The organism is Cupriavidus sp. C2SS-8b, assembly GCF_057073745.1.
In genome coordinates, this window is the sequence record NZ_CP172716.1 from 2,452,988 (window position 1) to 2,477,277 (window position 24,290).

The following is a 24,290-nucleotide window of genomic DNA, read 5'->3' on the forward strand; positions in this document are numbered from 1 at the left end:
CAAGGCCAGCGAACGTGCACATGACCCCGAAATTACAATCCGGTAATCTTGGCGTCATCTTGATGTTCATTGCCCTCGGCTACAGTCGCCGTTCGCCAGCGGCGTGCGGTGCGCGGCGGGCAACAAGGAAACGCTGATGAAACTGCTGGTAGTGGAAGACGAGACCAAGACCGGTGAATACCTCCGGCAAGGCCTGACCGAGGCGGGTTTCGTGGTGGATCTGGCCGCCAACGGGCTGGATGGCCACCACCTGGCCATGAGCGAAGCCTACGACCTCATCATCCTCGACGTGATGCTGCCCGACGTGGATGGCTGGCGCATCCTGCAGACACTGCGCGCGGCCGATAACCACGTGCCGGTGCTGTTCCTGACTGCGCGCGACAGCGTGGCCGACCGCGTCAAGGGGCTGGAGCTCGGTGCGGACGACTACCTGGTCAAGCCGTTTGCCTTTGCCGAGCTGCTGGCGCGCGTGCGCACGCTGCTGCGCCGTGGCAGCGCGCAGGTCAGCGTGGACCGCGTGCAGGTCGGCGACCTGGTGCTGGACCTGGCGCGCCGGCGCGCATCGCGCGGCGGGCGCCGCATCGTGCTGACCAGCAAGGAGTTCTCGCTGCTCGAACTGCTGGTGCGCCGGCGCGGCGAGGTGCTGCCGCGCTCGCTGATCGCGTCGCAGGTGTGGGACATGAATTTCGACAGCGACAGCAATGTCATCGACGTGGCCATCCGCCGCCTGCGCGCCAAGATCGACGACGATTTCGGCACCAAGCTGATCCAGACCGTGCGCGGCATGGGCTACGTGCTCGAAGACCCCGAGGACATGGCGTGATGCGGCGCTTCTCGCTGACGACGCGCCTGACCGCGCTGTTCTGCCTGTCGTCGGCCGGCGTGCTGGTGGGGCTCGGCATCCTGATCGCGACGGCCATGGACCGGCATTTCGCGGAAGAGGACTTTGCTAGCCTGGGCGACAACATCCGGCTGATCGAGCGGATCGCCACGGAAAATGCCTCCGCATCAGTGCCCGAACGGCTGGCCGTGGCGCTGGAGCACCACCCCGGGTTCATCGCCCACGTCACTGCGGCCGATGGCCAGACCTTGTACACCAGCCATGGCTTCGATTTCCAGACGGCCCTCGGCACCGCCTCGGTACTGCCGGCCGGGCGCGACAACTTTGTCTGGGAACAGGATGGCAAGCACTACCGCGGCCTGCGCACCACCGTGCCGGCCGCGGGCGGATTGCCGGCGCCGCTGACCATTGTGGTCGGCATGGACACCGAAATCCACGCGCACTTCATGCGCGCGTTCCGTCGCTCACTGGTCTTCTACATCGCGCTGGCCGCGCTGGCCAGCGGCCTGCTCGGCTGGTGGGCGGCACGGCGCGGTCTGGCGCCGCTGCACACCATGGCCACGCGCGCACGCACCGTGACCGCGCACAAGCTCGACGCGCGCATGCCCGTGGAAGCGGTGCCCGTGGAAATGGCGGACCTTGCGGGCACGCTGAACGCCATGCTGGAGCGCTTGCAGCGCGACTTCGAACGGCTCTCCGAATTCTCGTCCGACCTAGCGCATGAACTGCGCACGCCGCTGACCAACCTGATGACGCAGACCCACGTCGTGCTCTCGCAACCGCGCGCGGCCGAGAAGTACCGCGATGTGCTGGCGTCGAATGCGGAAGAACTCCAGCGCCTGACGCGCATGGTGTCCGACATGCTCTACCTGGCCCAGATGGAACACGGCCTCACCCTGCCCTGCGCCGAGCCGATCGACGCGGCAGTGGAAGTGCATGCCTTGTTCGAGTTCTACGACGCGCTGGCCGAAGACAAGCACGTGCGACTGGCGTCGCGCGGCGAGGGGCGCTTCATTGGCGACCGGCTGATGCTGCGCCGCGCGCTCAGCAACCTGCTGTCGAACGCACTCCGCTATACGCCGCCGGGCGGCGGCATCGCGGTGGAAATCGACGACGATGCCAATGGCGTGACGATTGCCGTGGAGAACGAAGGCCAGGAAATCCACCCGGACTTGCTGCCCGTGATCTTCGACCGCTTCTCGCGGGGCGACAAATCACGTGTTCGTCCGGATTCGGATAGTGTGGGATTGGGGTTGTCGATCACGCGCGCGATCATGGCCGCGCACGGAGGCACCATCGCCGTGCAGTCCGCGGGTGGCAAGACGCGCTTTACGCTCAGCTTCCGGCGGCAGGCTGCGCCCGCTACGGTGGCAGCCTGAGCTTCATTCGCTCGCGGTCAGCAGCCGGTACGCGTCGTGCTCCGTGATCTTGAGCCGATACTTGGTGGCCAGCACGCGAGCTAGCGCACGCGCCGCGCCTGGCGGGCTGTGCCGCAATTGCTCGCGATAGGCCTCGACCTCGTAGCGCAGCCGCCAGCGCCGGCTGAGCAGATAGAGCACGCCCATCAAACCCCAGCTGCGCCAGAACTGGCGCACATGCACCTTCTCATGCTCGATCAGCGCGTGGCTGGCGCCGGGCCGCAACAGGATCAGCGGCCCCGGCGTAAAGCCGTCAAACCCGCGCGGCACCAGCCAGCGGGTTTCGATCATCAGGCAGAGCGGGGAGCGGCAGTAACGGACCATGGCGCCAGCATAGCGCGAACCGCGGCTGTCCTCACGCCGCGGCGCGCAGCGGTTCCGTCGGCAACTGGATGACCGGCGCGCTGCCGCGCGAACGGCCCGAACTGAGGTAGCCCGCGATCGAATCCTGCGTCACTTCGCCAAGGTAGGCGCCATCGGCATCGACCACCGGCAGCCAGCTCGTGTTGTGCTGGTACATGCGCGACAGCAGGATGCGCAGGTGCTCGTCGGACGTCGCCGTGGCGGGGAACGCACGCATCGCGTCGCTGCAGCGGCCATTGCCCGCGCGCGCATCGCGGCGTGTGACGTAGCCCAGCGCGCGCTGCGCATCGTCGACCACCGGCAGGTGGCGCACGTCGGCGTCGTCCATCACGCCGAACGCTTCGGACAGCGCCATGTCCGGGCGGCACGTCGGCGGCATGGTGGCCGCATCGCCGGCGCTCACGAGCAGCAGGCGCTTGAGCGTGTTGTCGTGGCCGACAAAGGCCTGCACGAACTCGTCGGCCGGGTGCGCCAGCAGCGCGTCCGGATGGTCGAACTGCACCAGCTTGCCGCGCCGGAACACCGCCACCTTACTGGCCAGCTTGATGGCCTCGTCGATATCGTGCGAGACCATGATCACGGTCTTGCCGAGCTGGCGCTGCATCTGCAGGAATTCGTTCTGGATGCTTTCGCGGTTGATCGGGTCGACCGCGCCGAAGGGCTCGTCCATCAGCAGCACCGGCGCGTCGGCCGCGAGCGCGCGGATCACGCCGATGCGCTGCTGCTGCCCGCCCGACAGCTCGCGTGGATAGCGCGACAGCATGCGGTTCGGGTCCAGCTGCACCATCGACATCAGCTCGCGCGCGCGCTCGTGGCAGCGGCGCTTGTCCCAGCCGAGCATGCGCGGCACCACCATGATGTTTTCTTCGATCGTCATGTTCGGGAACAGGCCGATCTGCTGGATCACGTAGCCGATCTTGCGGCGCAGCGCCACGCCGTCGATGCCGACGGTGTCCTCGCCATCGATGCGCACGGTGCCCGAGGTCGGCTCGATCAGCCGGTTGATCATCTTCAGCGTGGTGGTCTTGCCGCAGCCGGACGGTCCCAGGAACACGCAGATTTCCCCGCGCGGCACCGTCAGCGAGACAGCATCCACGGCCCGCACTTCGGTGCCGTCTTTTTGCGGGAAGGCCTTGGTCAGTCGGTCGAGTTCGATCATAGTCGGATTCCTTTTGGCGTCAGCACCTTCTGCAGCCATTGCAGGAAGGCATCCGCCACGATGGCGAGCACGCTGACCAGGACCGCGCCCACGGCCAGCTTGCTCATATTGCTCTGGCTGATCGCCTGCAGGATCAGCACCCCAAGGCCACCCGCGCCGATGATGGCCGCAATGGTGGCTACGCCGATATTCATCACCACGGCCGTGCGCACGCCGCCCAGGATCACCGGCACGGCCAGCGGCAGATCGACGCGGCGCATGCGCTGCCACGTCGTCATGCCGATGCCGCGCCCGGCCTCCTGGATGCCCGGGTCGATATTGGCCAGCGCGGTATAGGTGTTCCGCATGATCGGCAGCAGCGAATACAGGAACACCGCGGTCACGGCGGGCACGTAGCCGAGCGCGTGCCCGAAGCGCGCGAAGATCGGGATCATCAGGCCGAACAGCGCGATCGACGGCAGCGTCAGCACGATGGTGGCCAGCGTCAGCAGCGGCGTGGCCAGCCAGCGGAAACGCGTGATGGCGATGCCCAGCGGCACGCCGATCAGGATCGCCATGCCCACGGCCGTGCCCACCAGCGCCAGGTGTTCGGCGGTGAGCTTCAGCAGCGTCGGCCAGCTATGTTGAAGGTAGGTCAGCAAGTCCATGCGCGCCTCCTCAGATCAGGCCATGGCTGCGCAGGAACTCTGCCGCCACCTTGTCCACCGGCTGCTGGCCGATGTCCACCTGGTAGTTCATGTCGGTCATCGACGCGTTGTCGAGCTTCGCCGCCAGCGCGTTGAGCAGCGTGGCGAGTTCGGGGTGCTTGTCGAGCGCCGCCTGGCGCACCACGGGCACCGCGCTGTAGTCCGGGAAGAAATGCAGGTCGTCTTCGAGCAGCACGAGATCGAAGCCCTTCACGCGGCCGTCGGTCGTGTACACCAGGCCGAGGTCGACCTGATTATTTTTGAGCGCCGTGTAGACCAGGCCCGGGTCGAGCTGGATCACGTCGCGACGCGTGAACGGCAGCTTGTACTGAGCCTTGAGCGGTTCCAGGCCGTCCGGGCGCGCGGCGAATTCCATGTCGACCGCGAACGGATGTTGCGCGTCCTCGCCGTCCTTGCGCATCCTCTCGGCATAGGCCGACAGCGTGGTGACGCCAGCCGCCTGCGCACGCGCCTTCGGCATGGCCAGCGCATAGGTGTTGTTGATGCCCGACGGCTCCAGCCACACCAGGCCACGCGCCGCGTCGAGCTCCTTCACGCGGGCATAGCTCTCTTTGGCATCGAGCTTTTCCTCGACCTTGTTGAAGACGATCAGCGCAGTGCCGGTGTAGTCCCACACCACGTCGAGCTGGCCGCTCTCCAGCGCCTGGCGCATCAGCGTGCTGCCCAGGCCCGCGGTCAGTTCGGTGCCGATGCCCTTGGCGCGCAGGTACTGCGACGTCATCGAGGACAGGATCAGTTGCTCGGTGAAATTCTTGCCGCCCACGCGCACCGGCGCAGCATCGGTCGCCGGCGCGGCGGCGGACGCCTGCGCGCGGGCCGGCGCGGAGCCCAGCAGCACGGCGGCGAGCACGGCGCCCACCACCATGAAGGCCCAGAAAGCGCGGCGTTCGCGGTCTCGTTTCGGTTCCATCGGTTCTTGTTTCTCCTTTCGGCCGCCGTTCATCGCGCCAGGCCGCGCCGGCGCAGGTACAGGTTGCCGGCGCCGGCAAAGAGCGCGTCGAGCGCCAGCGCCAGCAGCGCGGTGGCGGCGGCGCCCAGCAGCAGCAGCGACTGGTTGTTCAGGTAGATGCCCGGGAAGATCAGATCGCCGAGGCTGTTGGCGCCGATCAGGAACGACAGCGGCACCGTGCCGACGTTGATGACCAAGGCAATGCGGATGCCGGCCAGCATCACCGGCAGCGCATTCGGCAGTTCCACACGCAGCAGCCGCTGGCACGGCGTCATGCCGATGCCGCGCGCCGCTTCGAGCAGCGTCGGCGAAACCGTACGCAGGCCTTCATAGGTGTTGCGCACGATCGGCAGCAGCGACGCGAGCCACAGCGCCAGGATGGCGGGCCGCTCGCCGATGCCCAGCACGGCCAGCGCCAGCGCAAGCACCGCGAGCGACGGCACCGTGTTGCCGACGTTGAAGACCTGCATCAGCCGGTCCGCCCATCGGCGCATGCACGGACGGCTCAGTGCGATGCCGGCCGGAATGCCGGTGGCCAGCGCGAGCGCCATCGAAAACGCGACCAGCCGCAGGTGGTCGGCCACGTCGTAAAGCAGGCGATCCTGATGCTGGCGGATGACGTCCGGGCCGATCCAGGCAACGACTCCGCCCAGCGCCAGCACGGTCAGGCATCCCCAGGCGAACACCCGCATGGATTGCTTTGACATAGTTCCCCTAACCGCGAATTGAAAGCGGACAAAGCACCACTTTCCGCACGCGGAAAACAAAATGGGCAAGGCGGTCGTGAAAGTGGGGCGCCGCCGTCCCGGTTCAGATTGCATTGCCGCCATGACCGGCACGATTGCCAGCGGACGGGCTTTTGGGCTTCCGCACCATGGGCGCGAAGTCCTATTGACGGGATGCCGCAGGCCGTGGGCCAGCGGGTTCCTGAAGCGGCGCACCGGGGGTGGTTATGGACCCGAAGCAGGACCAGAAGCCAGGTGGCCAAGGCAGCGCAAAAAGTGAAGAAGTCGACGCGCCGCCGAATGCATTGGCCGTTGCCAGACAAGGCCTGGCGGGGGCGCCAGACGAGTCAATCCACAGCAACGGATGACAAAGAGAGCGCTATTATACCCATCTTCATCGATCTTGTCATTTCGGCCTGTCTTGCAGCCTTTTGCAGCGGCTTTTCAGGCATTTCGCAAGACTGACCGAGGGCCTTAAGTATTTCGCGAAAACGCGGGTGCGATCGTTAATGCCAACGGCTCGAATCCACCCGGATTCAGCACCCAGACAGAACAATCTGTTGCCTATGCGCCCTCTACTCTTTCGCGGTCAAACCTCTACATTGTTGGTGTAGCTGAACACGACGCGGCCCGGATGACGGCAACAGCAACCCCGCCCGCCGGCCCGCCAACTGGAGAAAGAATCATGGAAACCCGCACCACTATCCCCACCGTTCCGGCCACCGCACAGGAATCCGTGCAGCGCTCGCGCGCCGTCGATCGCGTCGTGCGCGGCATTGCCACCTCGGACGGCGCCGGCGTCAAGCTGACGCGCGTGCTGACGCAGAATCTGCAGCGCCGGCTGGACCCGTTCCTGATGCTCGACGCCTTCGGCACCGACAGCAAGGATGACTACATCGGCGGCTTCCCCGATCACCCGCACCGCGGCTTCGAGACCATCACCTATATGCTGGCCGGCCGCATGCGCCACCGCGACAGCGCCGGCAACGAAGGCCTGCTGCAGAACGGCGGCGCCCAGTGGATGGTGGCCGGCGCCGGCGTGGTGCACTCGGAAATGCCCGAGCAGGAAGACGGCCGCATGGAAGGCTTCCAGCTCTGGCTGAACCTGCCGGCGGCCGACAAGATGACGGCGCCGTGGTATCGCGACATGCCCGCCGACGCCATTCCGACGGTGGCGCTGGACAACGGCGGCACGGTGCGCGTGCTGGCCGGCGCCTCGCATGGCGTGGCTGGCGCGGTGACTCGGCCGGTGACGCAGCCGCTCTACCTTGACGTGCACCTGCCCGCCGGCCAGCAGTTTCGGCAGGCGCTGCCGGCGGGGCACAACGCCTTCCTCTACGTGTACCGCGGCGAGGTGTCGATCGGTGAAGGCAGCGACAAGGCGGTGCTCGAGTCGCAGCGCATGGGCGTGCTGGACAACGCGGCCAACGCCGACGGCGTCATCGTCAACGCGGAGTCCGATGCGCACTTCCTGCTGATCGCCGGCCAGCCGCTGGGCGAGCCGATCGCACAATACGGCCCGTTCGTGATGAACACGCAGGAGCAGATCTACCAGACGCTGGCGGATTTCCGCGATGGGCATTTTGCGACGACCGCGGCGGCTTCGGGGGGTTGATCCTGGCCTAACCAACGCGACGGCTGTCTCCCCTCTCCCACTTGTGGGAGAGGGGAGCAAACCGGCAGCATTTCCGCTTTGCAGGCAAGCCTAAGCCGCCGCCCTCCTCCGGAGCGCGGCGGTTTTTCTTTCCCGCTCCCGGCACGCGCCTTGCAACCACCCGCCAACCGTTGCGGCGCTTGGACAACCGCCCGAAACCGGCCGCCCCGGTGCCGCGCACTTATATAATTCGTACCCAATATCATGCATCACGAAATCATGATGAATGCTGCATTGCGTCGCGGCGATCCTGCGCCACGCACTGCCGCTGACTGACTGCCTTCCACGTTGCTGCCACAACAACCCGAGCCGCCTCAGTGACATCACAAAACCCACCCAGGCTGGCGCTAGCCCATATCAGCAAGCGCTATCCCGGCGTCATCGCGAACGATGACATCAGCCTCAGCGTCGCCCCCGGCGAAATCCACGCCGTCCTTGGCGAGAACGGCGCCGGCAAATCCACCCTGATGAAGATCATCTTCGGCGCGGTCCGCCCGGATGCCGGCGAGATCCGCTTCAACGGCGCCCCGGTCACGATCAACAGCCCGCACGATGCCCGCAACCTGGGCATTGCCATGGTGTTCCAGCACTTCTCGCTGTTCGACACCCTGACCGTCACCGAGAACATCGCGCTGGGCCTGCCCGGCGGCCAGCACGGCGCGGGCAGCAGCATGAAGCAGCTTGCCGAGCGCATCCGCGCCACCGCCGAGCGCTACGGGCTGCCGCTGGAACCGAACCGCCATGTCCATACGCTGTCGGTTGGCGAGCGGCAGCGCGTCGAAATCGTGCGCGCGCTGCTGGCCAACCCGCAGCTGCTGATCCTGGACGAGCCGACTTCGGTGCTGACGCCGCAGGCCGTGGAAACGCTGTTCGTCACGCTGCGCCAGCTCGCGGCCGAGGGCACCAGCATCCTCTACATCAGCCACAAGCTCGACGAGATCCGCGCGCTCTGCCACCACGCCACCGTGATGCGCATGGGCAAGGTCACGGGCGTGTGCGATCCGCGCCAGGAAAGCGCGGCGTCGCTGTCGCGTCTGATGATCGGCGGCGAGCCGCCGCGCGAAGCACGCGTGGCCGCGCAGCGCGGCGATGTGCGACTGAGCGTGCAGCAACTGTCGCTGCCGCGCGCGCACGCGTTCGCCACCGAGCTGCAGCGGATCTCGCTCGATGTGCATGCCGGCGAGATCGTCGGCATTGCCGGCGTATCGGGCAACGGACAGCAGGAACTGCTGGCCGCGCTGTCCGGTGAAGATACGCGCGCGGACACCGCGTCCGTGCAGCTGGCTGGCAAGCCAGCCGGTCGGCTCGATGCGCGCCAGCGCCGGCGCGCGGGGCTGGCCTTCGTGCCGGAAGAGCGCCTCGGGCGCGGCGCCGTGCCCGGCATGAGTCTGGCCACGAATACGCTGCTGTCGCACCAGACGCCTCCTTACGTGCGCAACGGCATGATCTCGCCAAAGGCCGCGACCAGCCTCGCTACGTCGATCATCAGCCGCTTCCGCGTGAAGGCGAGCGGGCCCGACGCGCTGGCCCGCAGCCTGTCCGGCGGCAACCTGCAGAAGTTCATCGTCGGCCGCGAGATCGAAAGCGGCCCCAAGGTGCTGATCGTCGCGCAACCGACGTGGGGCGTCGATGTCGGCGCCGCCGCGCAGATCCACAACGAGATCCTGGCGCTCAAGGCCACGGGCTGCGCCATCCTCGTGGTATCGGAAGAACTCGACGAGCTGTTCGCTATATGCGACCGGCTGCACGTCATCGCCAAGGGCCACCTGTCGCCGTCCATCCCGACCGAGACCGCAACGCGCGAGCAAGTCGGCCTGTGGATGAGCGGCCTGTGGGAAGGCGGACCCGCGCAAGCGCATGGCTCCCAGGTAGCGGAGGTGACCAGCCATGGCTGAAATCCGCTCGCTGCTGCCCCGCTCCCCCATTACGCTGGCGCCGCGCGGCCTGCCGTCGCGGAGCATGGCCTATGCCTCGCCGGTGATCGCGCTGGGGCTCACGCTGCTGTTCGGCGCGCTGCTGTTCCTGGCCCTCGGCAAGGACCCGATGGCCGCGCTCAAGGTGTTCCTGGCCGATCCGCTGCGCGACAAGCGCGCCATTGGCGAAGTCCTGCTCAAGACCGTGCCGCTGGTGTTGTGCGCGCTCGGCCTGTCGGTGTGCTATCGCGCCAACGTGTGGAATATCGGCGCCGATGGCCAGCTCATCGCCGGCGGCATCTTCGCCGGCGCCACGGTTCTGTTCTTCGACGTCCCGGGCCAGACCCTGAACGGCACCGTGGTGCTGATCCTGGCCTCGCTCGCCGGCGTGGTCGGCGGCATGGCGTGGGCGTCGATCACGGCCCTGCTCAAGGACCGCTTCAACGCCAACGAGATCCTGGTCTCGCTGATGCTCACGTACATCGCGCAGCAACTGATGCTGTGGGTGGTCAACGGGCCGTTGAAGGATCCCAACGGCATGAACTTCCCCCAATCGAAGGTGTTCTCGTCCGAATACCTGCTGCCTAACCTGATGTCCGGCTCGCGCCTGCATGCGGGCTTCGCCGTGATGCTGGTGCTGGTCGCGGTGATGACGGTGTTCGTGTTCCGCAGCTTCGCGGGCTACCGCCTGCAGGTAGGCGGCACCGCGCCGGCTGCGGCGCGCTATGCCGGCTTCTCGTCGCGCAGCGCGCTGTGGAACGCGTTGCTGATCTCGGGCGCCACCGCGGGACTGGCGGGGGCTTTTGAAGTCACGGGCCCGATCGGCCAACTGCTGCCGTCGATCTCGCCGGGCTATGGCTTCACGGCCATCATCGTCGCGTTCGTTGGCCGCCTGCATCCGGTCGGCACGGTGTTCGGCGGCATCATGATGTCGCTGTTCTATATCGGCGGCGAGATGGCGCAGTCGCGTCTGGGCCTGCCGTCGGCGATCGGCTGGGTGTTCCAGGGCATGCTGCTGTTCTTCCTGCTGGCCTGCGACACCCTTATCGAAAACCGCCTGCGCTGGCGCGCCACGGCAGCCTGAGCGGAGCAAACAAAAACATGGATCAACTCGCTCCTCTCATCGCCACCGCGATCAACGCCGGCACGCCGCTGCTGCTGGCCGCGCTGGGCCTGCTCATCAACGAACGCTCCGGCGTGCTGAACCTCGGCGCCGAAGGCATGATGCTGGTTGCCGCGGTGGCCGGCTTCATGGTCGGCTACCAGACGCAGCAGCCGCTGCTCGGTTTTCTTGCCGGCGCGGTCGCAGGCATGCTGATGGCCGCACTGTTCTCGTGGCTGGCGCTGGTGCTGGCCACCAACCAGGTCGCTACCGGGCTTGCGCTGTCGATCTTCGGCACCGGCCTGTCGGCCTTCATGGGCCAAAGCTTCGTGGGCCACGCCATGCCCGCGCAGGCCAGGTCGATCCCCGGGCTGGCCGACATTCCGTTCATCGGCCCCGCGTTCTTCCAGCAACACTGGATGGTGTATTTCAGTCTGCTGCTGTGCTTCGCGATCATGTGGTTCCTGTTCCGCACGCGCGCGGGGCTCACGCTGCGCGCGATCGGCGAATCGCCGGAATCGGCGCACGCGCTCGGCTATCCGGTGCGCACCATCCGCTTCGGCGCGCTGCTGTTCGGCGGCGCCTGCTGCGGCCTGGCCGGTGCTTACCTGTCGCTGGTTTACACGCCGATGTGGGTCGAGAACCTGGTGGCCGGCCGCGGCTGGATCGCGCTGGCGCTGACCACGTTCGCCACCTGGCGTCCGGGCCGCGTGCTGGTCGGCGCGTGGCTGTTTGGCGGCGTGACGATCCTGCAGTTCTACCTGCAGGGCATCGGCGTATCGGTGCCGTCGCAGTTCCTGTCAATGCTGCCGTACGCAGCCACCATCGTCGTGCTGGCGCTGATCTCGCGCAACCCGGCCTGGATCCGCCTGAACATGCCCGCCTCGCTCGGCAAGCCATTCCGTCCGGGCAGTGCCTGATGCCGCAGCGCAAGTCTTCATTCAAGAGCCTTCGAAAGCCAACACAATTCATCACAAGGAGAAATCATGATGGTCACGCGCAGGAAAACCCTGGCGGCACTGGCTGCCACCGCCCTGCTGGCGCTAGCCGGCTGCGGCAAGAAAGAAGCCGAAAAGCCGGCCGAGACCGCCGCGCCGGCCTCCGCGCCCGCCGCTGCACAGACGGCCGAGCCGCTCAAGGTCGCCTTCGTCTACATCGGCCCGGTGGGCGACGCGGGCTGGACGTACGCGCACGACGCCGGCCGCAAGGCCGTGGAAGAGAAGTTCGGCGACAAGGTCAAGACCACCTTCGTCGAGAACGTGCCCGAATCCGCCGCCGACGCCGAGCGCGTGTTCCGCGACCTGGCTAGCCAGGGCAACAAGCTGATCTTCGGCACGACCTTCGGCTACATGGAGTCGATGCTCAAGGTCGCCAAGGAATTCCCGGACGTGAAGTTCGAGCACGCCACCGGCTTCAAGACCGCCGAGAATCTGGGCCAGTACGACGTGCGCACCTACGAGGGCGCCTACCTCGCAGGCGTGGTCGCCGGCAAGATGAGCAAGTCGGGCAAGATGGGCGTGGTCGGTTCCGTGCCCATCCCCGAGGTAATTCGCAATATCGACTCGTTCACGCTGGGCGCACGCAGCGTCAACCCGAACGCGACCGTCAAGGTGGTCTGGGTGAACAAGTGGTTCGATCCGGGCAAGGAGCGTGAAGCCGCCACCACGCTGATCGGCCAGGGCGTGGACATGCTGATGCAGAACACCGACTCCGCCGCCGTGGTGCAGACCGCGCAGGAAAAGGGCGTGTATGCGTTCGGCTGGGACAGCAATATGAGCAAGTTCGGCGAAAAGGCGCACCTGGCCGCGTCGGAAATCCAGTGGGGCGTCTACTACAACAAGGTGGTGGACGACGTGCTGAACAACCGCTGGAAGAGCGACACCACGTGGTGGGGCCTGAAGGAAGGCATGATCGACCTGAAGGACTTCAACCCGATCGTGCCCGAGGACGTGAAGGCGCTCGTCGCCGAGCGCAAGAAGGGCATCGTCGACGGTTCCGCGCCGATCTGGAAGGGTCCGATCAAGGACAACACCGGCAAGGAACAGGTCGCCAAGGACCAGACGGCCGACGACAAATTCCTGCACGGCGTGAAGTTCTACGTCGAAGGCGTGGAAGGCAAGATCCCGGGCTGATCTTTAGCGTCAGCCCCTGCCCGCATGCCACAGCCGCATGCGGGCCGGCCCCCGGCGTTGCGGGGGCGCCCCCCTCCTCTCTTTGCTCAGCCCAATCTCCTTCGGAACTTGAAGCCGCCTCGATCGGCCCAAGCTATCTGTGCACGCGTCATTCGCTGGCGTGCGCAATGTGAAGGAGGCCTCTCATGTGGAAGCGTTTTTCGGCCCTGTGGACGCTGGTGCGCCGCGACGGCCGGCTGTTCTGGTATGCGCTGCGGCATCCGGATGCGCCGGGGTGGCTCAAGCCCGCGGCCTTCGGGTTGTTTCTCTATGCGATCTCGCCGATCGACCTGATTCCAGATTTCATCGCCGGACTGGGGATCGTCGATGACGTGGTGCTGATTCCGCTGGCGGTGCATTTGATACTCAAGCGGCTGCCGCCGCACATCCTGCGGCAGGCCGAGGCGCGCGCGACCGCCACCACAGTACGGACACGCTGAGCGCAGCGAGAAAAAGAAAGCCCTGGACGGCAACCTGCCGTCCAGGGCTTTCTTCATCGGGAACTACGACCGCCTCAGTACGGCAGCAGGATGGTCGATCCCGTTGTCTTGCGCGATTCCAGGTCGCGGTGCGCCTGCGCCACATCGGCCAGTGCATGACGCTGGCGGATATCGATCTTCACCTTACCGCTGGTGACCACGTCGAACAAGTCCGCCACCATCGGCTCCAGCAATTCGCGATGCACCACATACGTCATCAACGTGGGCCGCGTCAGCCTCAGCGAGCCCTTGCTGCCGAGCACCGAAATATCGAACGGCGGCACGGGGCCGGACGCGTTGCCAAAGCTCACCATCGTGCCGCGCGGCGCCAGGCAGTCGAGCGAACCACGGAAGGTGTCCGCGCCGATGGAGTCATAGACCGCCGGCACGCCCTTGCCGCCGGTGACTTCCTTCACCTTGTCCACGAACGATTCGCGCGTATAGACGACGGTATGCGTGCAGCCATGCGCGCGCGCCAGTTCCGCCTTCTCGTCGCTGCCGACCGTGCCGATCACGGTGACGCCGAGCGCCTTCAGCCATTGGCACGCGATCAGCCCGACGCCGCCGGCCGCAGCATGCAGCAGCACGGTGTCGCCAGCCTGCACCCGATAGCTGTCGCGGATCAGGTACTGCACGGTCAGGCCCTGCAGCATCATCGCCGCGCCCTGCTCGAAGGAAATCGACTCGGGCAGGCGCACCACGATATCGGCCGGCATCACGCGCACCTGCGCATAGGCGCCGGTCGGACGGCCCGCGTAGGCTACGCGATCGCCGGTGCTCAGGTGGGTCACGCCCTCGCCCACCGCCTCCACCACGCCCGCGCCTTCCATGCCCAGCCCGGCGGGCAGCGGCTGCTTGTAGAGGCCGGTGCGGAAGTAGACGTCGATATAGTTAAGCCCTACCGCTTCATGGCGGATACGGACTTCACCGGGGCCGGGATCGCCGACTTCCACGTCGACCCACTGCATCACTTCCGGTCCGCCGGTCTGTTCGATCCGGATGGCTTTGGTCATCTGCATCTCTCCTGTCAGTCAGGCTGTATGGAATTGGGGATCAGGCCTTCGCCTCGATGCGGCACAGCTCTGCGATCACCAGATCGGCCGTGGCGACGTTGGTCGCGCACGGCACGTTATGCACGTCGCAGGCGCGTACCAGTGCGTTGATATCGGGTTCGTGCGGTTGCGGCGTCATCGGGTCGCGCAGGAAGATCACGGCGCGCACGCGCCCTTCCGCCAGCTGCGCGCCGATCTGCAAGTCACCGCCCCACGGCCCGGACAACATCCGCGTCACGTCCAGCCCGACTTCATCGATCAGGCGGCCACCGGTGGTGCCGGTCGCGAGCAGTTCGCATTGCGAAAGGAATTCGCGGTGCCGCGCGGCAAAGGCAACGATGTCGTCTTTCTTGTGGTCGTGTGCAATCAGGGCGATACGTGGGCGGGTCATCAAGGGTCCTTGTTGCGGTAAGCGACTGCGGGTAAATAGTGCGGCCAGTGCGGCGCCGCGCCGGGTTCAGAACGTGCCGGGGTAGGCGCCGCCGTCGAGCAGGATGTTCTGCGCCGTGATGTACGCGGCCTGGCGGCTGCACAGGAACGCGCAGGTGGCGCCGAACTCGGCCGGGTCGCCGAAGCGGCGCGACGGGTTCTGCGCGGCGCGGCGCTGCGCGATTTCCTCGATGCTGAGGTTGGCCTTCTGCGCCGCGCCTTCCATGGTCTTGGCCAGGCGATCGGTGTTGAACGGTCCCGGCAGCAGGTTGTTAACCGTCACGCCATGCTGCGCGACTTCGCGCGCCAGCCCGGCGATAAAGCCGGTCAGTCCCGAGCGCGCGCCATTGGAGAGGCCCAGTATGTCGATCGGCGCCTTCACGGCACCGCTCGTGATGTTGATGATGCGGCCCCACTTGCGCGCGATCATGCCGTCGACCGTGGACTTGATCAGTTCGATCGGGGTCAGCATGTTGGCGTCAAGCGCGGCCAGCCACGCGTCGCGATCCCAGTCGCGGAAATTGCCCGGCGGCGGGCCGCCCGCGTTGTTGACCAGGATGTCGAGATCGCCGAGCTTGGCCACGGCATCGAGTGCGGCCTTGCGGCCTTCCGGCTTCGTGATGTCGGTGGCCACCGCAACCACGCGACGGCCGTGGCGCGCGCGCAGGTCGGCCGCGGCTTTCTCCAGCGCATCGGCGCCGCGCGCCACGATCACCACATCGACGCCCTCGGCCGCCAACGCATCGGCGCAGGCAAAGCCCAGTCCCTTGCTCGCGCCGCACACCAGTGCATGCTTGCCCCGCAGTCCCAGATCCATCGCTCGTTCTCCTTGTCGCTTATGGCTTGTGTCGTTTGTTCAGTCAGGTTTGGCGTCGCCGCGCGGTCCTGCCTTGCGCGCCGACAACAGGTACATCCCGCCCAGCACCAGTGCGCTGCCCGCCAATTGCACGCCGCTGACGGGTTCGTCGAGCAGCCAGAAGGCCAGGAACAGCGTCGATACCGGGCCGATCATGCCGGCCTGCGAGGCCATCGGCGCGCCGATGCGGGCCACGGCCACCATCGTCATCGAAACGGGCAGCACCGTGCAGAACACCGCGTTGACGAGTGACAGCCACATCACCGGCGCCGGCTGCGCGAGTTCGGCCACAGGCCGGCCCAGCGCCAGATATTGCAGCACGCAGCAGGCAGTGGACACGCACATCGCGTAGGCCACCAGCCGCAGCGAGCCGATGCGCCGCACCAGTTCGCCGCTCAGGATCAGGTAGATACCATACGTCAAGGCACTCCCCAGCACCAGCGCCCCGCCCAGCCACACCGTGGGGCCACTGACATCGAGGTCATGGGCGAACACCAGCACGATGCCGAGATAGGCCAGCAGCAGCGACACCCATTGCTGCGCGGCGATCTGGCGGCGGAATATCAGCGCCGTGGCCAGCAGCACGAACGACGGCGTCAGGAAAAGGATCAGCCGTTCCAGTCCTGCGGTGATGTATTGCAGCCCCAGGAAATCCATGAAGCTCGACAGGTAGTAGCCGATGAAGCCGAGGAACACCACGCGGCCACGGTCGGCCCACGACAGCGCCGGCAGGCGCCGCGACTGCCACCAGCCGATCGCCATGAACAACGGCACGGCGAACAGCATGCGCAGCGTGATGACCATCACGGCATCCACGCTGTAGCGGTACATCAGTTTGGCCACGATGGCCTTGGCGGAAAACAGCACGGCGCCGATGGCCGCGATGGCCAGCCCCGAACGCTGCGGCGACGGCAGCGCGGCGGGCATGGCGAGAGATTTTGGTGAAACTGGCACGGGGGAATTCAGGCGGAGAGGCTGCCGCCGCAACCGTGGCCGGCTGGGTCGGCAAAGACAACCGGACGATTGTATTCGAAAAGAAGCATGGGCATCGGCCTACCGCCCGGTATGCCTCTGCCAGTCCGCATTTGCCTACAATGAGCGCTTCCGCACGGACCTTCCGGCCGTGCCGGAACCACAGAACAACACAACCCGTAGAGGAGATTCCCGCACCATGCCGCAACGCCCTGCCCTGCGCCGCCGCGCCACGCTGATCGCCGTGGCGCTCGGCGCCGCCACGCTCGCCACCCTGTCGCTAGCCGCTGCCGCCGCCGATACGTTCCCGGCCAAGCCGATCCGCTTTGTCGTCCCGTACGCCGCCGGCGGAACGACGGATCTCGTCGCGCGCACTGTCGGCCAGCGCGTTGCGGAGAAGCTGGGCCAGCCCGTGGTCATCGAGAACCGTCCCGGCGCCGGCGGCAACATCGGCATGGACGCCGTGGCCAAGGCCGCGCCCGATGGCTACACCATCGGCTTCGGCGCGATCTCGACCAATGCGCTGAATCCGCATATCTACAAGCAGGTGCCGTTCGACCCGCGCAAGGACTTCACCGCCATCAGCCTGCTTGGCACCTCGACCATCGTGCTGGAAGTCAGCCCGTCGCTGCCCGTCAAGACCGTGCCGGAACTGATCGCCTATGCCAAGGCGCACCCCGGCCTGACCTACGCGACCGCGGGCACCGGCACGTCGATGCACCTGGCCGGCGCGATGTTCTCGCAGACCACGCATACGGGACTGACGCATGTGCCCTATAAAGGCAGCAGTCCGGCGATCAACGACATGCTCGGCGGCCATATCGGCGTGATGTTCGACAACCTGCCGGCCTCGCTGCCGCACATCCAGTCAGGCAAGCTGCGGGCGCTGGCCGTGGCCGGCAAGAGCCGTTCGCCGTCGCTGCCTGACGTGCCGACGCTGGCCGAGGCCGGCCTGACGGGCTATGCCGTGGAACCATGGTTCGGCGTCTATGGCCCGGCCAACCTGCCCGCGCCCGTGGTGCAGGCACTCAATGCGGCCTTCGTCGAGGCGCTGGGGCGCGCGGACGTGCGCGAGAAGCTGACGCAGGCCGGCTTCAACCCGAAGGGTTCCAGCGCGTCGGACTTGCAGACGCTGACGCTGCAGGAATACGAGCGTTTCGGCAAGGTGGCGAAGAGCGCGGCGATTACGGTCGATTAAGGCTCGGCGCAGGCGCACCGGCGCCGCCTTCGTCGGTATACTCGGGGCACACCTTCCATCGCACCACGATCGACGTGCCCTCCTCTTCCGACCAGCCCGCCGGCTATGACTTCACCGAACAGGTGGGCCACCTGCTGCGCCGCGCATACCAGCGCCACGTGGCCATCTTCCAGCAGACCATTCCCGATTCGCAGCTCACGGCGGCGCAGTTCGTGGTGCTGTGCGCAGTCAGGGACCGGCAACCGTGCTCGCTCAATGAGGTGGTGCGGGCCACGGCGATCGACCAGGCCACGGTGCGCGGCATCATCGAACGGTTGAAGTCGCGCCAGCTGGTCGCGGTATCGCACGATCCGAATGACCGGCGCAAGGTGGTGGTGACGGTAACGGATGGCGGGCTGGCTTTGATCGACGAGACGGTGCCTTTTGCGAAGCAGATTTCCGAACAGACGTTTGGCAACCTGAACCCGGCCGAGCGCGTGGCGGTGACTTACCTGCTGCGCAAGATGAGCGAGATTGATGAGGGGAACGGGGCGGGTTGAGCGGCGGCGCTTGTACGGCTGCAGGTGTTTGTACTGCCGCCGGTTTGCTAAGGCTGTCGATTGCCCAACGCCGCCAGCACCGTCTCCGGCACAAACGGCGGCCGCCGTAACCTTACCCCCATCGCATCGAACAACGCATTGGCCATCGCAGGCGCCCCCGGCAGCGACGCAGACTCGCCCGCGCCCAACGGCGGCTCCGACTGCCGCGGCATCAGCACCACTTCAATCGGCGGAATCTCCGGGAACGTCAGCAGTGGATAACCGCCCCACTCCCGGCTTGCCACACCCGCGCCGTCAAAGCGCACCTGCTCCTTGAGCACGCGGCTCAGCGTCTGCACCACGTTGCCGTGGATCTGGTGGCGCACGCCGTCGGGGTTGACCATCATGCCGGTGTCCTGCCCCACGACGATCTTCTCGACGGCGATTTGCCCAGTTACGACGTCAACCGAAACATCGAGTATCCACGCGGACCACGCCGCGCCGAAGCCCGGAAAGCGGCTGTGGATATAGCGCGCATAGGCCACGCCACGGCCGCGCAGCTTGCCGTCCGCATCGGGTACACCGCGTGAGCCCTGTGCGCCGCGCTGCCAGCCAGCCGCATCCGCCACGGCGCGCAGCAGATCGGCCGCGCGATCATCCGGCAGATGCCGCAGCCGGAAGTCGATCGGATCCGTAGCGGCCTCCACCGCCAGTTCATCGATCATGCACTCATGCGCGAACGTATTCGGCAATGCCGAAACCCCGCGCAACCACGACGCGCGCACGATGGCAGGCGTGTCGTCGCAACCGATGCGACGGCCCCCGTAAGCGTATGGCGGCACGGCGGTGCGGTCGCCCATCTCAAGCATGCGCGGCGCATTGGATACCTGCCCAGTCAGCAGCAGTGCCAGCGTCGGCGCATCGTTGGACGGATAGCGGCTGACAAAGTCATAGCCGAGCAACTCGCCGCCGGCGCCCAGCGTCGCGCTGACGTCCATCAGTTGCGCCGCGCCCTTGGGCTCCCACAGGTGCTCCTGTTCGCGCGAAAGTTGCACGCGCACCGGACGCCCCACCGCGCGCGACAGTAGCACGGCGTCGGCACAGACATCATCGGCACAATTACGGCCGTAGCAACCGGCGGCCTCCATGCGGACGATCTCGATGCCGTCCTCGCCACGTCCCGACAAGCGCGCCAGGTCGATGCGCAAGACATGCGGGTTCTGCGTACCGGACCATACGGTAAGGCCATCCTCACGCCAGTCCGCGACGGCACATGACGGTCCGATGGAGCCGTGCATTTGATAGGGCCACACGAAATGGCGCTCCAGCGTGGTACCCGTTCCCGGTGCCGGCATCTCGCCATCGTCGAGGAGGTCGCGGCGCTTTGCCGGATTCGCGCGCAACGCAGGCTCCGGATCATCGAGTGCCGGCAGCGGCGGCACCGGTTTCCAGCGCACGCGCAGGCGGCGCGCCGCCAACACCGCGTACTCCTCGCGTTCGGCCACCACGCCGACGAAATCGCCCTGCACGATGACGTCGACCAGTCCCGGCACATCGCGCACGGAATCGCGATCGACTTCCAGCAAACTCGTTCCGACAAAATCCCCTGCATCCCGGCCGGCATACGGCGGCCGTACCACGCGTCCATGCAGCATGCCGGGCACGCGCACGTCATGCACGAACGTCAGCACGCCGCGCGCCTTATCAGGGATGTCTACGCGGCCCGCGCCACGGCCGACGATACGGTAGGCTTCGACCGGCTTGGTCGGCACGTCGTCGGCCAGCGGCAACTCGACATGCTCGTCCGCCACCAGCGCGCCGTAGCCGATGCCGTCGGGCGCGCCTTTCACGCGGAACACGCCGTCGTCGACCTCCAGCGTTTCTGGCGCCACGCCCAGCGTCTGTGCCGCGCGGGCCTGCAGCCACGCACGGGCCTGCGCCGCCGCACGCCGCAGCGGAATGGCGGAGATCTGGATCGAAGCGCTCGCAATGGTCGGCCCCTGGTTGGGCGTGGCCTCCGTATGCCCCAGCACCATGCGCACGCGCGCCAGCGGCACGTCCAGTTCTTCCGCGACGATCTGCGCCAGCGCGGTGCGGATGCCGGTGCCCAGGTCGACGTGGCCGTTGAAGGCCAGCACCTCGCCGGTATCGCGTATGGCCACGAAGATGTCCGGCAGCGCCGGCACGTAGTCCGAGGCAGCGCCCGGCTGTCCCGGCGCGGGCCTCGCCGCCGCCTGCGGGGCGCGCGTGACCAGCAGCACGCCGCTGGCCTGCAGCAGCGCCAGGCGCTGCGCGCGCGGGGTCGAGGCCTCTGCTTCGGGAACGGTATCGAGGATTGTCGCAGTCATAGCTCTTGAATTTTGCCGCGTTGCATCAGGCGGCACCCGCGATGCCGCCGTTATACTGCCTGCCAGACACAGACCTCATGCCGAGCCATCCAACATGACCATCAAGACCGCAACCCAGCGCGCGGCAGTCGGGACGCGCGCCCGGCAGGCCCAGGACAGCCGCGACCGGATCCTGAAGGCGGCCATCAAGGTCTTCGCGCAGCGCGGCTACGACGGCGGGCGCATCGAACGGATTTCGACGCTCGCCAAGACCTACGACCGGATGATCTATTACTACTTCGGCAGCAAGGAAAAGCTGTTCGTCGAAGTCCTGGAGACCATCTACCTGCAGCTCAATGAAGCCGAGCAGAAACTCGAAGGCGAACTCGACGCCGCCGATCCGGTGCGCGCGCTCTCGCAACTGACCGACTTCGTCTGGCACTACTACCTCGAGCACCCGGAGTTCGTCGCGATCCTGACCAGCGAGAACATGAGCCAGGGCAAGCACGCGCGCAAGTCGGTGCGCCTGCGCGATATTTCCAGCTACGCGCTGTCCGTGCTCGACGGCATCCTGTCGCGCGGCAAGGCGGTGGGCTTGTTCCGGCCCGACGCCGGCGCGCGCGATGTCTACATGGTCATCGCCTCGCTCGGCTACTTCTACAACTCGAACCATCATACGCTCAGCGCCTTCCTTGGCGAACCCATGATGAGCCCGGCCGCGGTATCGCACTGGCGCGATGTGATGCAGCAGACGGTGCTGCGCGCCGTGGCAGTGCCGGGCGCCATCCCCGATGCCCCGCCCGCGCCGGCGCAGCCTTCCGGCAAGCCGGTCCGCAAGCGCCGCGTGGCGGCCGTCTGAGCGACGCATCGGTCGCACCGATGCGCCTCAGGCCGCCGCTTGCACGCCTGGCGCAATCCGCGCGAGCGCTTCGTCGCGGGTCAGCACGGTGGCGTACTTCTGCTCCATGTCGAACAGGTTCGCCGCGTGCGGGCCGAGCGCACGGTCGCCGACGCAGTCCGACAGCACCAGCGGCCGGAAGCCGAGCGACATCGCATCGACCACGCTGGCGCGCACGCAGCCGCTGGTGACGCAGCCCGCCACCAGCAGCGTCTGCACGCCACGCTGCGTCAGCCACGCCGCCAGCGACGTGCCGAAGAACGCCGACGGCACCGTCTTGCGCACCACATACTCGCCCGCAGCGGGCGCGAGCTCCGGCACGATGGCGCTGTTGTGGCTGTCTTCCTTCAGCGTCAGCATGCCAGGCACCTTCAGCGTGAAGATGTTGTGGTCGGCGTCGTCATCGGCAAAAACGATGCGGCTGTGCGCCACCGGCCAGCCCTGCTCGCGCGCCGCACGCAGCAGCGGCTGCGTATTGCGGATGGCCTCCGGGATATTGCCGCCGCCAAAGACCGCCGGATCGGCGAAGCCGTTGACGAAATCGATGATCAGCAGCCCGTATGGCGGCCGGATCTCCATGGCGGTGCCGAAGCCTTGCCGCTGGTAGGTCTGGACTTCTTCATGCATGGCGGGCTTCCTTGAACAGTGTGTTGACGGGCGCGTGGTGGCCGTCCGTCACCTCGCCGCGCACCACCACGGGTTCGCCATCGAGGCTGACCGTGCAGTGGCGCACCGGGATATCGATATGGCAGGCGGTCGTCCGGCTACCGCCGGCTTCGTTGTTGGGACCGAACGAGCACAGGAAGTTGCCTTCGTACGCGCGCGCATCCATGCCGATGGTCGCTTCGCGGTCGTACATGGCCAGCGCCGACCAGCTCGCGCGCGGTTGCAGGCCCCAGCCGATATGCGACATCGCATAGGCTTCGGGATCGTTGAACGATGCCATGTAGTCGGCAAGCAGTTCGGCATCGAGGCCGCCTTCGATGGCCTTCACATAGCCGGACTCGACCGTGATCCGGATCGGCTCCTGGATATACGACTTCATCGGCAGCAGGATGTCGCCACGGTCCAGCACGATGGTGCCGTTAGTGCCGCCTTCATCCGGCCAGGTCAGCACGAAGCCGCTCGGCCAGTGGTCCCAGCGTCCGGGCTCGTCGACGAAGCCGTATTCGCTGATCGCGGGGAACTCGCCGAGTTTGCAGCGCAGGTCCATGCCGGCATCGGAGACGATGTGCATTTCCCGAGCGCGCGACAGGCGCGCCGTGGCAGCCTTCACGCGCTTGCGGTCCGCTTCGGTGGGGACCATGCGCGCAAGCACCTCGGGCGGCTCCACGGCGAGCAGGATCTTCGTGCCGCCGCTCAGGATGTCATGCTGCTCGGGCGAGAACAGCAGCGTCATCAGGTCGAGCACGAGGTCGCTCGCCTTCAGCGCGGCGATGGCGGCCGGATTGCCGGTCAGCGGCGTAGTGCCGAGATAGGCCAGCGCATCGCGGCTCAGCGCCTTCTCGCCGTTGACGGGCGGCAGGTCGAGCCGGTTGACGATGGCTCCCATCGACGCCGCGGCCACCATGGCCGTGCGCAAGGTCTGCGGATGCGTGGCGGCGCCGGTCAGCACGGTGACGGTCTGGCCGGCTTCCAGTTTCGACAGCGTGAGCACCTGCTTCCACGCCTGGGTCAGGTCGTAATCGCTTACGGGCATGTTCGCTCCTCCGATTCGCGGATATCAGGCCAGCGCGGGCAGCGCGGCGCCGAGGAAATCGCCAAAAGCACGATAGAAGCCAGCCTCGTCGTCCCACGGGATCATGTGGCCGGCATCGGCGACGTGGCTCACCAGCAGGTTTGGCAGCAGTGTGCGGATTTCCTGCTCGTCCTCATCGCGCACCACGTCGCCACGGCCCGCGCGCATCAGCAGCGTCGGTACCGACACGTGCGACAGGTCGGCGTGGATATCGTCTTCATGGAAGCCGTTGAAGCTTGCAAGGATCGCGCGCTCGTCGCAGGTGTGCAGCCATTCGGCGCGCAGGCGCAATTGTTCGTCGGTCCATGTCGGGCAGAAGCGGCGCATGCCTTCCGCGTCGATGCCGGCGCGCGCGAGGCGAATGGAATCGATGTACCAGGGCAGCTGCGCCGGATATGCGCGGCGGCCCGGGCCGGAGACTGGCGGATCAATCATCACCAGTCGTGTCAGGCCTGCCGGGTGCTGTCGCGCGGCGCGAACGCCGATGCGTCCGCCCATCGAATGGCCAACGATGGCATAGCGCTGCAGACCCAGTGCCTGCGCAAATGCGATCACATCGGCAGCTTGCGCATCGAGGCTGTAGTCCAGCGTGTCGCTCGCTTCCGACAAGCCACGACCGCGCACGTCCAGCACATAGGTATCAAAGCACTGGCCGAACTGCTCGCCAACGAAGCCCCACGTGATGGCCGGGCTCGTGATGCCCGGCACGATGATGACGGTGTCGCGCGACGCGCGTTCGCCATCGTTACCGCCATAGCGTAGGTAGTGCTGGCGAATGCCATTGGCCTGGACATTGCCGCCGTAGAGGAAGGTGCTCATGT

Annotated in this window: 25 protein-coding genes; 12 read left to right on the plus strand and 13 right to left on the minus strand. The window is 66.7% G+C overall.

All coding sequences use genetic code 11. The features are described from left to right. Positions 1-136: 136 nt before the first annotated feature. Both ACIGJB_RS11360 and ACIGJB_RS11365 read left to right on the plus strand, forming a co-directional pair. Complete coding sequence (locus ACIGJB_RS11360; RefSeq protein ID WP_483729915.1) at positions 137-823, plus strand: heavy metal response regulator transcription factor; 687 nt, start codon at positions 137-139, stop codon at positions 821-823. Further along, entirely contained in the window at positions 823-2,220 is a 1,398-nt protein-coding gene (locus tag ACIGJB_RS11365; protein WP_483729916.1) for a heavy metal sensor histidine kinase, read from the plus strand. The genes ACIGJB_RS11360 and ACIGJB_RS11365 overlap by 1 nt, the downstream gene beginning before the upstream one ends. A 3-nt stretch (positions 2,221-2,223) precedes the next feature. Here the strand turns inward: ACIGJB_RS11365 and ACIGJB_RS11370 are convergent, their stop codons facing one another. The 5 genes from ACIGJB_RS11370 to ACIGJB_RS11390 are packed head-to-tail and all read right to left on the minus strand — an operon-like array spanning position 2,224 to position 6,144. Then, positions 2,224-2,583: a hypothetical protein gene (locus tag ACIGJB_RS11370; RefSeq protein ID WP_483729917.1), complete on the minus strand. Its 360-nt coding sequence runs from the start codon at positions 2,581-2,583 to the stop codon at positions 2,224-2,226. A 31-nt stretch (positions 2,584-2,614) separates the two neighbouring features. Further along, entirely contained in the window at positions 2,615-3,781 is a 1,167-nt protein-coding gene (locus ACIGJB_RS11375; protein WP_483729918.1) for an osmoprotectant ABC transporter ATP-binding protein OsmV, read from the minus strand. Next, positions 3,778-4,428, minus strand: a complete 651-nt coding sequence (locus ACIGJB_RS11380; RefSeq protein ID WP_483729919.1) for an ABC transporter permease — start codon at positions 4,426-4,428, stop codon at positions 3,778-3,780. The genes ACIGJB_RS11375 and ACIGJB_RS11380 overlap by 4 nt, the downstream gene beginning before the upstream one ends. Positions 4,429-4,438: 10 nt before the next feature. After that, complete coding sequence (locus tag ACIGJB_RS11385; RefSeq protein ID WP_483729920.1) at positions 4,439-5,398, minus strand: glycine betaine ABC transporter substrate-binding protein; 960 nt, start codon at positions 5,396-5,398, stop codon at positions 4,439-4,441. A gap of 29 nt (positions 5,399-5,427) precedes the next feature. Beyond that, positions 5,428-6,144: an ABC transporter permease gene (locus ACIGJB_RS11390; RefSeq protein WP_483729921.1), complete on the minus strand. Its 717-nt coding sequence runs from the start codon at positions 6,142-6,144 to the stop codon at positions 5,428-5,430. Between the two features lie 273 nt (positions 6,145-6,417). Between ACIGJB_RS11390 and ACIGJB_RS11395 the strand changes: the two genes are divergently transcribed. The 7 genes from ACIGJB_RS11395 (at position 6,418) to ACIGJB_RS11425 (ending at position 13,442) form a co-directional block, all read left to right on the plus strand. Continuing rightward, complete coding sequence (locus ACIGJB_RS11395; protein WP_483729922.1) at positions 6,418-6,627, plus strand: hypothetical protein; 210 nt, start codon at positions 6,418-6,420, stop codon at positions 6,625-6,627. Positions 6,628-6,847: 220 nt separating this feature from the next. Next, positions 6,848-7,777: a pirin family protein gene (locus ACIGJB_RS11400; protein WP_483729923.1), complete on the plus strand. Its 930-nt coding sequence runs from the start codon at positions 6,848-6,850 to the stop codon at positions 7,775-7,777. Positions 7,778-8,133: 356 nt separating this feature from the next. Continuing rightward, complete coding sequence (locus ACIGJB_RS11405) at positions 8,134-9,711, plus strand: ABC transporter ATP-binding protein (RefSeq protein ID WP_483729924.1); 1,578 nt, start codon at positions 8,134-8,136, stop codon at positions 9,709-9,711. Beyond that, positions 9,704-10,813 carry an ABC transporter permease gene (locus ACIGJB_RS11410; RefSeq protein WP_483729925.1) on the plus strand — a complete coding sequence of 370 codons (1,110 nt, stop codon included), beginning with the start codon at positions 9,704-9,706 and terminating at the stop codon, positions 10,811-10,813. The genes ACIGJB_RS11405 and ACIGJB_RS11410 overlap by 8 nt, the downstream gene beginning before the upstream one ends. Before the next feature lie 17 nt (positions 10,814-10,830). Continuing rightward, entirely contained in the window at positions 10,831-11,751 is a 921-nt protein-coding gene (locus ACIGJB_RS11415; protein ID WP_483729926.1) for an ABC transporter permease, read from the plus strand. Positions 11,752-11,817: 66 nt separating this feature from the next. Next, positions 11,818-12,963, plus strand: a complete 1,146-nt coding sequence (locus tag ACIGJB_RS11420; RefSeq protein ID WP_483729927.1) for a BMP family ABC transporter substrate-binding protein — start codon at positions 11,818-11,820, stop codon at positions 12,961-12,963. A 185-nt stretch (positions 12,964-13,148) separates the two neighbouring features. Next, on the plus strand, positions 13,149-13,442 hold the full coding sequence (locus tag ACIGJB_RS11425) for a YkvA family protein (protein WP_483729928.1): 294 nt from the start codon (positions 13,149-13,151) through the stop codon (positions 13,440-13,442). Positions 13,443-13,516: 74 nt separating this feature from the next. On the opposite strand, the gene ACIGJB_RS11430 is transcribed toward ACIGJB_RS11425, so the two are convergent. From ACIGJB_RS11430 to ACIGJB_RS11445, 4 genes are all read right to left on the minus strand, one after another. Beyond that, positions 13,517-14,494 (minus strand): quinone oxidoreductase family protein, encoded by a 978-nt coding sequence (locus tag ACIGJB_RS11430; RefSeq protein WP_483729929.1) that lies wholly within the window; start codon positions 14,492-14,494, stop codon positions 13,517-13,519. Positions 14,495-14,534: 40 nt separating this feature from the next. Beyond that, complete coding sequence (locus tag ACIGJB_RS11435) at positions 14,535-14,927, minus strand: methylglyoxal synthase (protein ID WP_483729930.1); 393 nt, start codon at positions 14,925-14,927, stop codon at positions 14,535-14,537. A gap of 63 nt (positions 14,928-14,990) precedes the next feature. After that, positions 14,991-15,779, minus strand: a complete 789-nt coding sequence (locus ACIGJB_RS11440; RefSeq protein ID WP_483729931.1) for an SDR family oxidoreductase — start codon at positions 15,777-15,779, stop codon at positions 14,991-14,993. Positions 15,780-15,818: 39 nt separating this feature from the next. Further along, the gene (locus tag ACIGJB_RS11445) at positions 15,819-16,745 is read right to left on the minus strand and encodes a DMT family transporter (protein WP_483729932.1); all 927 of its coding nucleotides are present in this window, start codon (positions 16,743-16,745) and stop codon (positions 15,819-15,821) included. Between the two features lie 244 nt (positions 16,746-16,989). Here ACIGJB_RS11445 and ACIGJB_RS11450 point away from each other — a divergent pair, with 244 nt between their 5' ends. Together ACIGJB_RS11450 and ACIGJB_RS11455 are read left to right on the plus strand one after the other, a co-directional pair. Continuing rightward, a complete protein-coding gene (locus ACIGJB_RS11450; RefSeq protein WP_483729933.1) occupies positions 16,990-17,988 on the plus strand; it encodes a Bug family tripartite tricarboxylate transporter substrate binding protein in 999 nt (332 codons plus the stop codon). A gap of 74 nt (positions 17,989-18,062) precedes the next feature. Continuing rightward, a complete protein-coding gene (locus ACIGJB_RS11455) occupies positions 18,063-18,527 on the plus strand; it encodes a MarR family winged helix-turn-helix transcriptional regulator (RefSeq protein WP_483729934.1) in 465 nt (154 codons plus the stop codon). A 47-nt stretch (positions 18,528-18,574) separates the two neighbouring features. On the opposite strand, the gene ACIGJB_RS11460 is transcribed toward ACIGJB_RS11455, so the two are convergent. Next, positions 18,575-20,854 carry a xanthine dehydrogenase family protein molybdopterin-binding subunit gene (locus ACIGJB_RS11460; protein WP_483729935.1) on the minus strand — a complete coding sequence of 760 codons (2,280 nt, stop codon included), beginning with the start codon at positions 20,852-20,854 and terminating at the stop codon, positions 18,575-18,577. A gap of 94 nt (positions 20,855-20,948) precedes the next feature. Here ACIGJB_RS11460 and ACIGJB_RS11465 point away from each other — a divergent pair, with 94 nt between their 5' ends. Next, positions 20,949-21,692: a TetR/AcrR family transcriptional regulator gene (locus ACIGJB_RS11465; RefSeq protein ID WP_483729936.1), complete on the plus strand. Its 744-nt coding sequence runs from the start codon at positions 20,949-20,951 to the stop codon at positions 21,690-21,692. Between the two features lie 27 nt (positions 21,693-21,719). Here the strand turns inward: ACIGJB_RS11465 and ACIGJB_RS11470 are convergent, their stop codons facing one another. The 3 genes from ACIGJB_RS11470 to ACIGJB_RS11480 are packed head-to-tail and all read right to left on the minus strand — an operon-like array spanning position 21,720 to position 24,288. Then, the gene (locus ACIGJB_RS11470; RefSeq protein WP_483729937.1) at positions 21,720-22,358 is read right to left on the minus strand and encodes an N-carbamoylsarcosine amidohydrolase; all 639 of its coding nucleotides are present in this window, start codon (positions 22,356-22,358) and stop codon (positions 21,720-21,722) included. After that, complete coding sequence (locus ACIGJB_RS11475; protein WP_483729938.1) at positions 22,351-23,430, minus strand: 2,5-dihydroxypyridine 5,6-dioxygenase NicX family protein; 1,080 nt, start codon at positions 23,428-23,430, stop codon at positions 22,351-22,353. The genes ACIGJB_RS11470 and ACIGJB_RS11475 overlap by 8 nt, the downstream gene beginning before the upstream one ends. A 24-nt stretch (positions 23,431-23,454) precedes the next feature. After that, positions 23,455-24,288, minus strand: a complete 834-nt coding sequence (locus ACIGJB_RS11480) for an alpha/beta fold hydrolase (RefSeq protein WP_483729939.1) — start codon at positions 24,286-24,288, stop codon at positions 23,455-23,457. Between the last annotated feature and the right edge of the window lie 2 nt (positions 24,289-24,290).

Coding starts and splice junctions, on each gene's coding strand:
- ACIGJB_RS11430 (WP_483729929.1), bottom strand. CDS start 14,494: ATGACCAAAGCCATCCGGATCGAACAGACCGGCGGACCGGAAGTGATG.
- ACIGJB_RS11425 (WP_483729928.1), top strand. CDS start 13,149: ATGTGGAAGCGTTTTTCGGCCCTGTGGACGCTGGTGCGCCGCGACGGC.
- ACIGJB_RS11445 (WP_483729932.1), bottom strand. CDS start 16,745: ATGCCCGCCGCGCTGCCGTCGCCGCAGCGTTCGGGGCTGGCCATCGCG.
- ACIGJB_RS11465 (WP_483729936.1), top strand. CDS start 20,949: ATGACCATCAAGACCGCAACCCAGCGCGCGGCAGTCGGGACGCGCGCC.
- ACIGJB_RS11475 (WP_483729938.1), bottom strand. CDS start 23,430: ATGCCCGTAAGCGATTACGACCTGACCCAGGCGTGGAAGCAGGTGCTC.
- ACIGJB_RS11450 (WP_483729933.1), top strand. CDS start 16,990: ATGCCGCAACGCCCTGCCCTGCGCCGCCGCGCCACGCTGATCGCCGTG.
- ACIGJB_RS11380 (WP_483729919.1), bottom strand. CDS start 4,428: ATGGACTTGCTGACCTACCTTCAACATAGCTGGCCGACGCTGCTGAAG.
- ACIGJB_RS11375 (WP_483729918.1), bottom strand. CDS start 3,781: ATGATCGAACTCGACCGACTGACCAAGGCCTTCCCGCAAAAAGACGGC.
- ACIGJB_RS11400 (WP_483729923.1), top strand. CDS start 6,848: ATGGAAACCCGCACCACTATCCCCACCGTTCCGGCCACCGCACAGGAA.
- ACIGJB_RS11470 (WP_483729937.1), bottom strand. CDS start 22,358: ATGCATGAAGAAGTCCAGACCTACCAGCGGCAAGGCTTCGGCACCGCC.
- ACIGJB_RS11365 (WP_483729916.1), top strand. CDS start 823: ATGCGGCGCTTCTCGCTGACGACGCGCCTGACCGCGCTGTTCTGCCTG.
- ACIGJB_RS11440 (WP_483729931.1), bottom strand. CDS start 15,779: ATGGATCTGGGACTGCGGGGCAAGCATGCACTGGTGTGCGGCGCGAGC.
- ACIGJB_RS11385 (WP_483729920.1), bottom strand. CDS start 5,398: ATGGAACCGAAACGAGACCGCGAACGCCGCGCTTTCTGGGCCTTCATG.
- ACIGJB_RS11370 (WP_483729917.1), bottom strand. CDS start 2,583: ATGGTCCGTTACTGCCGCTCCCCGCTCTGCCTGATGATCGAAACCCGC.
- ACIGJB_RS11415 (WP_483729926.1), top strand. CDS start 10,831: ATGGATCAACTCGCTCCTCTCATCGCCACCGCGATCAACGCCGGCACG.
- ACIGJB_RS11360 (WP_483729915.1), top strand. CDS start 137: ATGAAACTGCTGGTAGTGGAAGACGAGACCAAGACCGGTGAATACCTC.
- ACIGJB_RS11420 (WP_483729927.1), top strand. CDS start 11,818: ATGATGGTCACGCGCAGGAAAACCCTGGCGGCACTGGCTGCCACCGCC.
- ACIGJB_RS11390 (WP_483729921.1), bottom strand. CDS start 6,144: ATGTCAAAGCAATCCATGCGGGTGTTCGCCTGGGGATGCCTGACCGTG.
- ACIGJB_RS11410 (WP_483729925.1), top strand. CDS start 9,704: ATGGCTGAAATCCGCTCGCTGCTGCCCCGCTCCCCCATTACGCTGGCG.
- ACIGJB_RS11480 (WP_483729939.1), bottom strand. CDS start 24,288: ATGAGCACCTTCCTCTACGGCGGCAATGTCCAGGCCAATGGCATTCGC.
- ACIGJB_RS11460 (WP_483729935.1), bottom strand. CDS start 20,854: ATGACTGCGACAATCCTCGATACCGTTCCCGAAGCAGAGGCCTCGACC.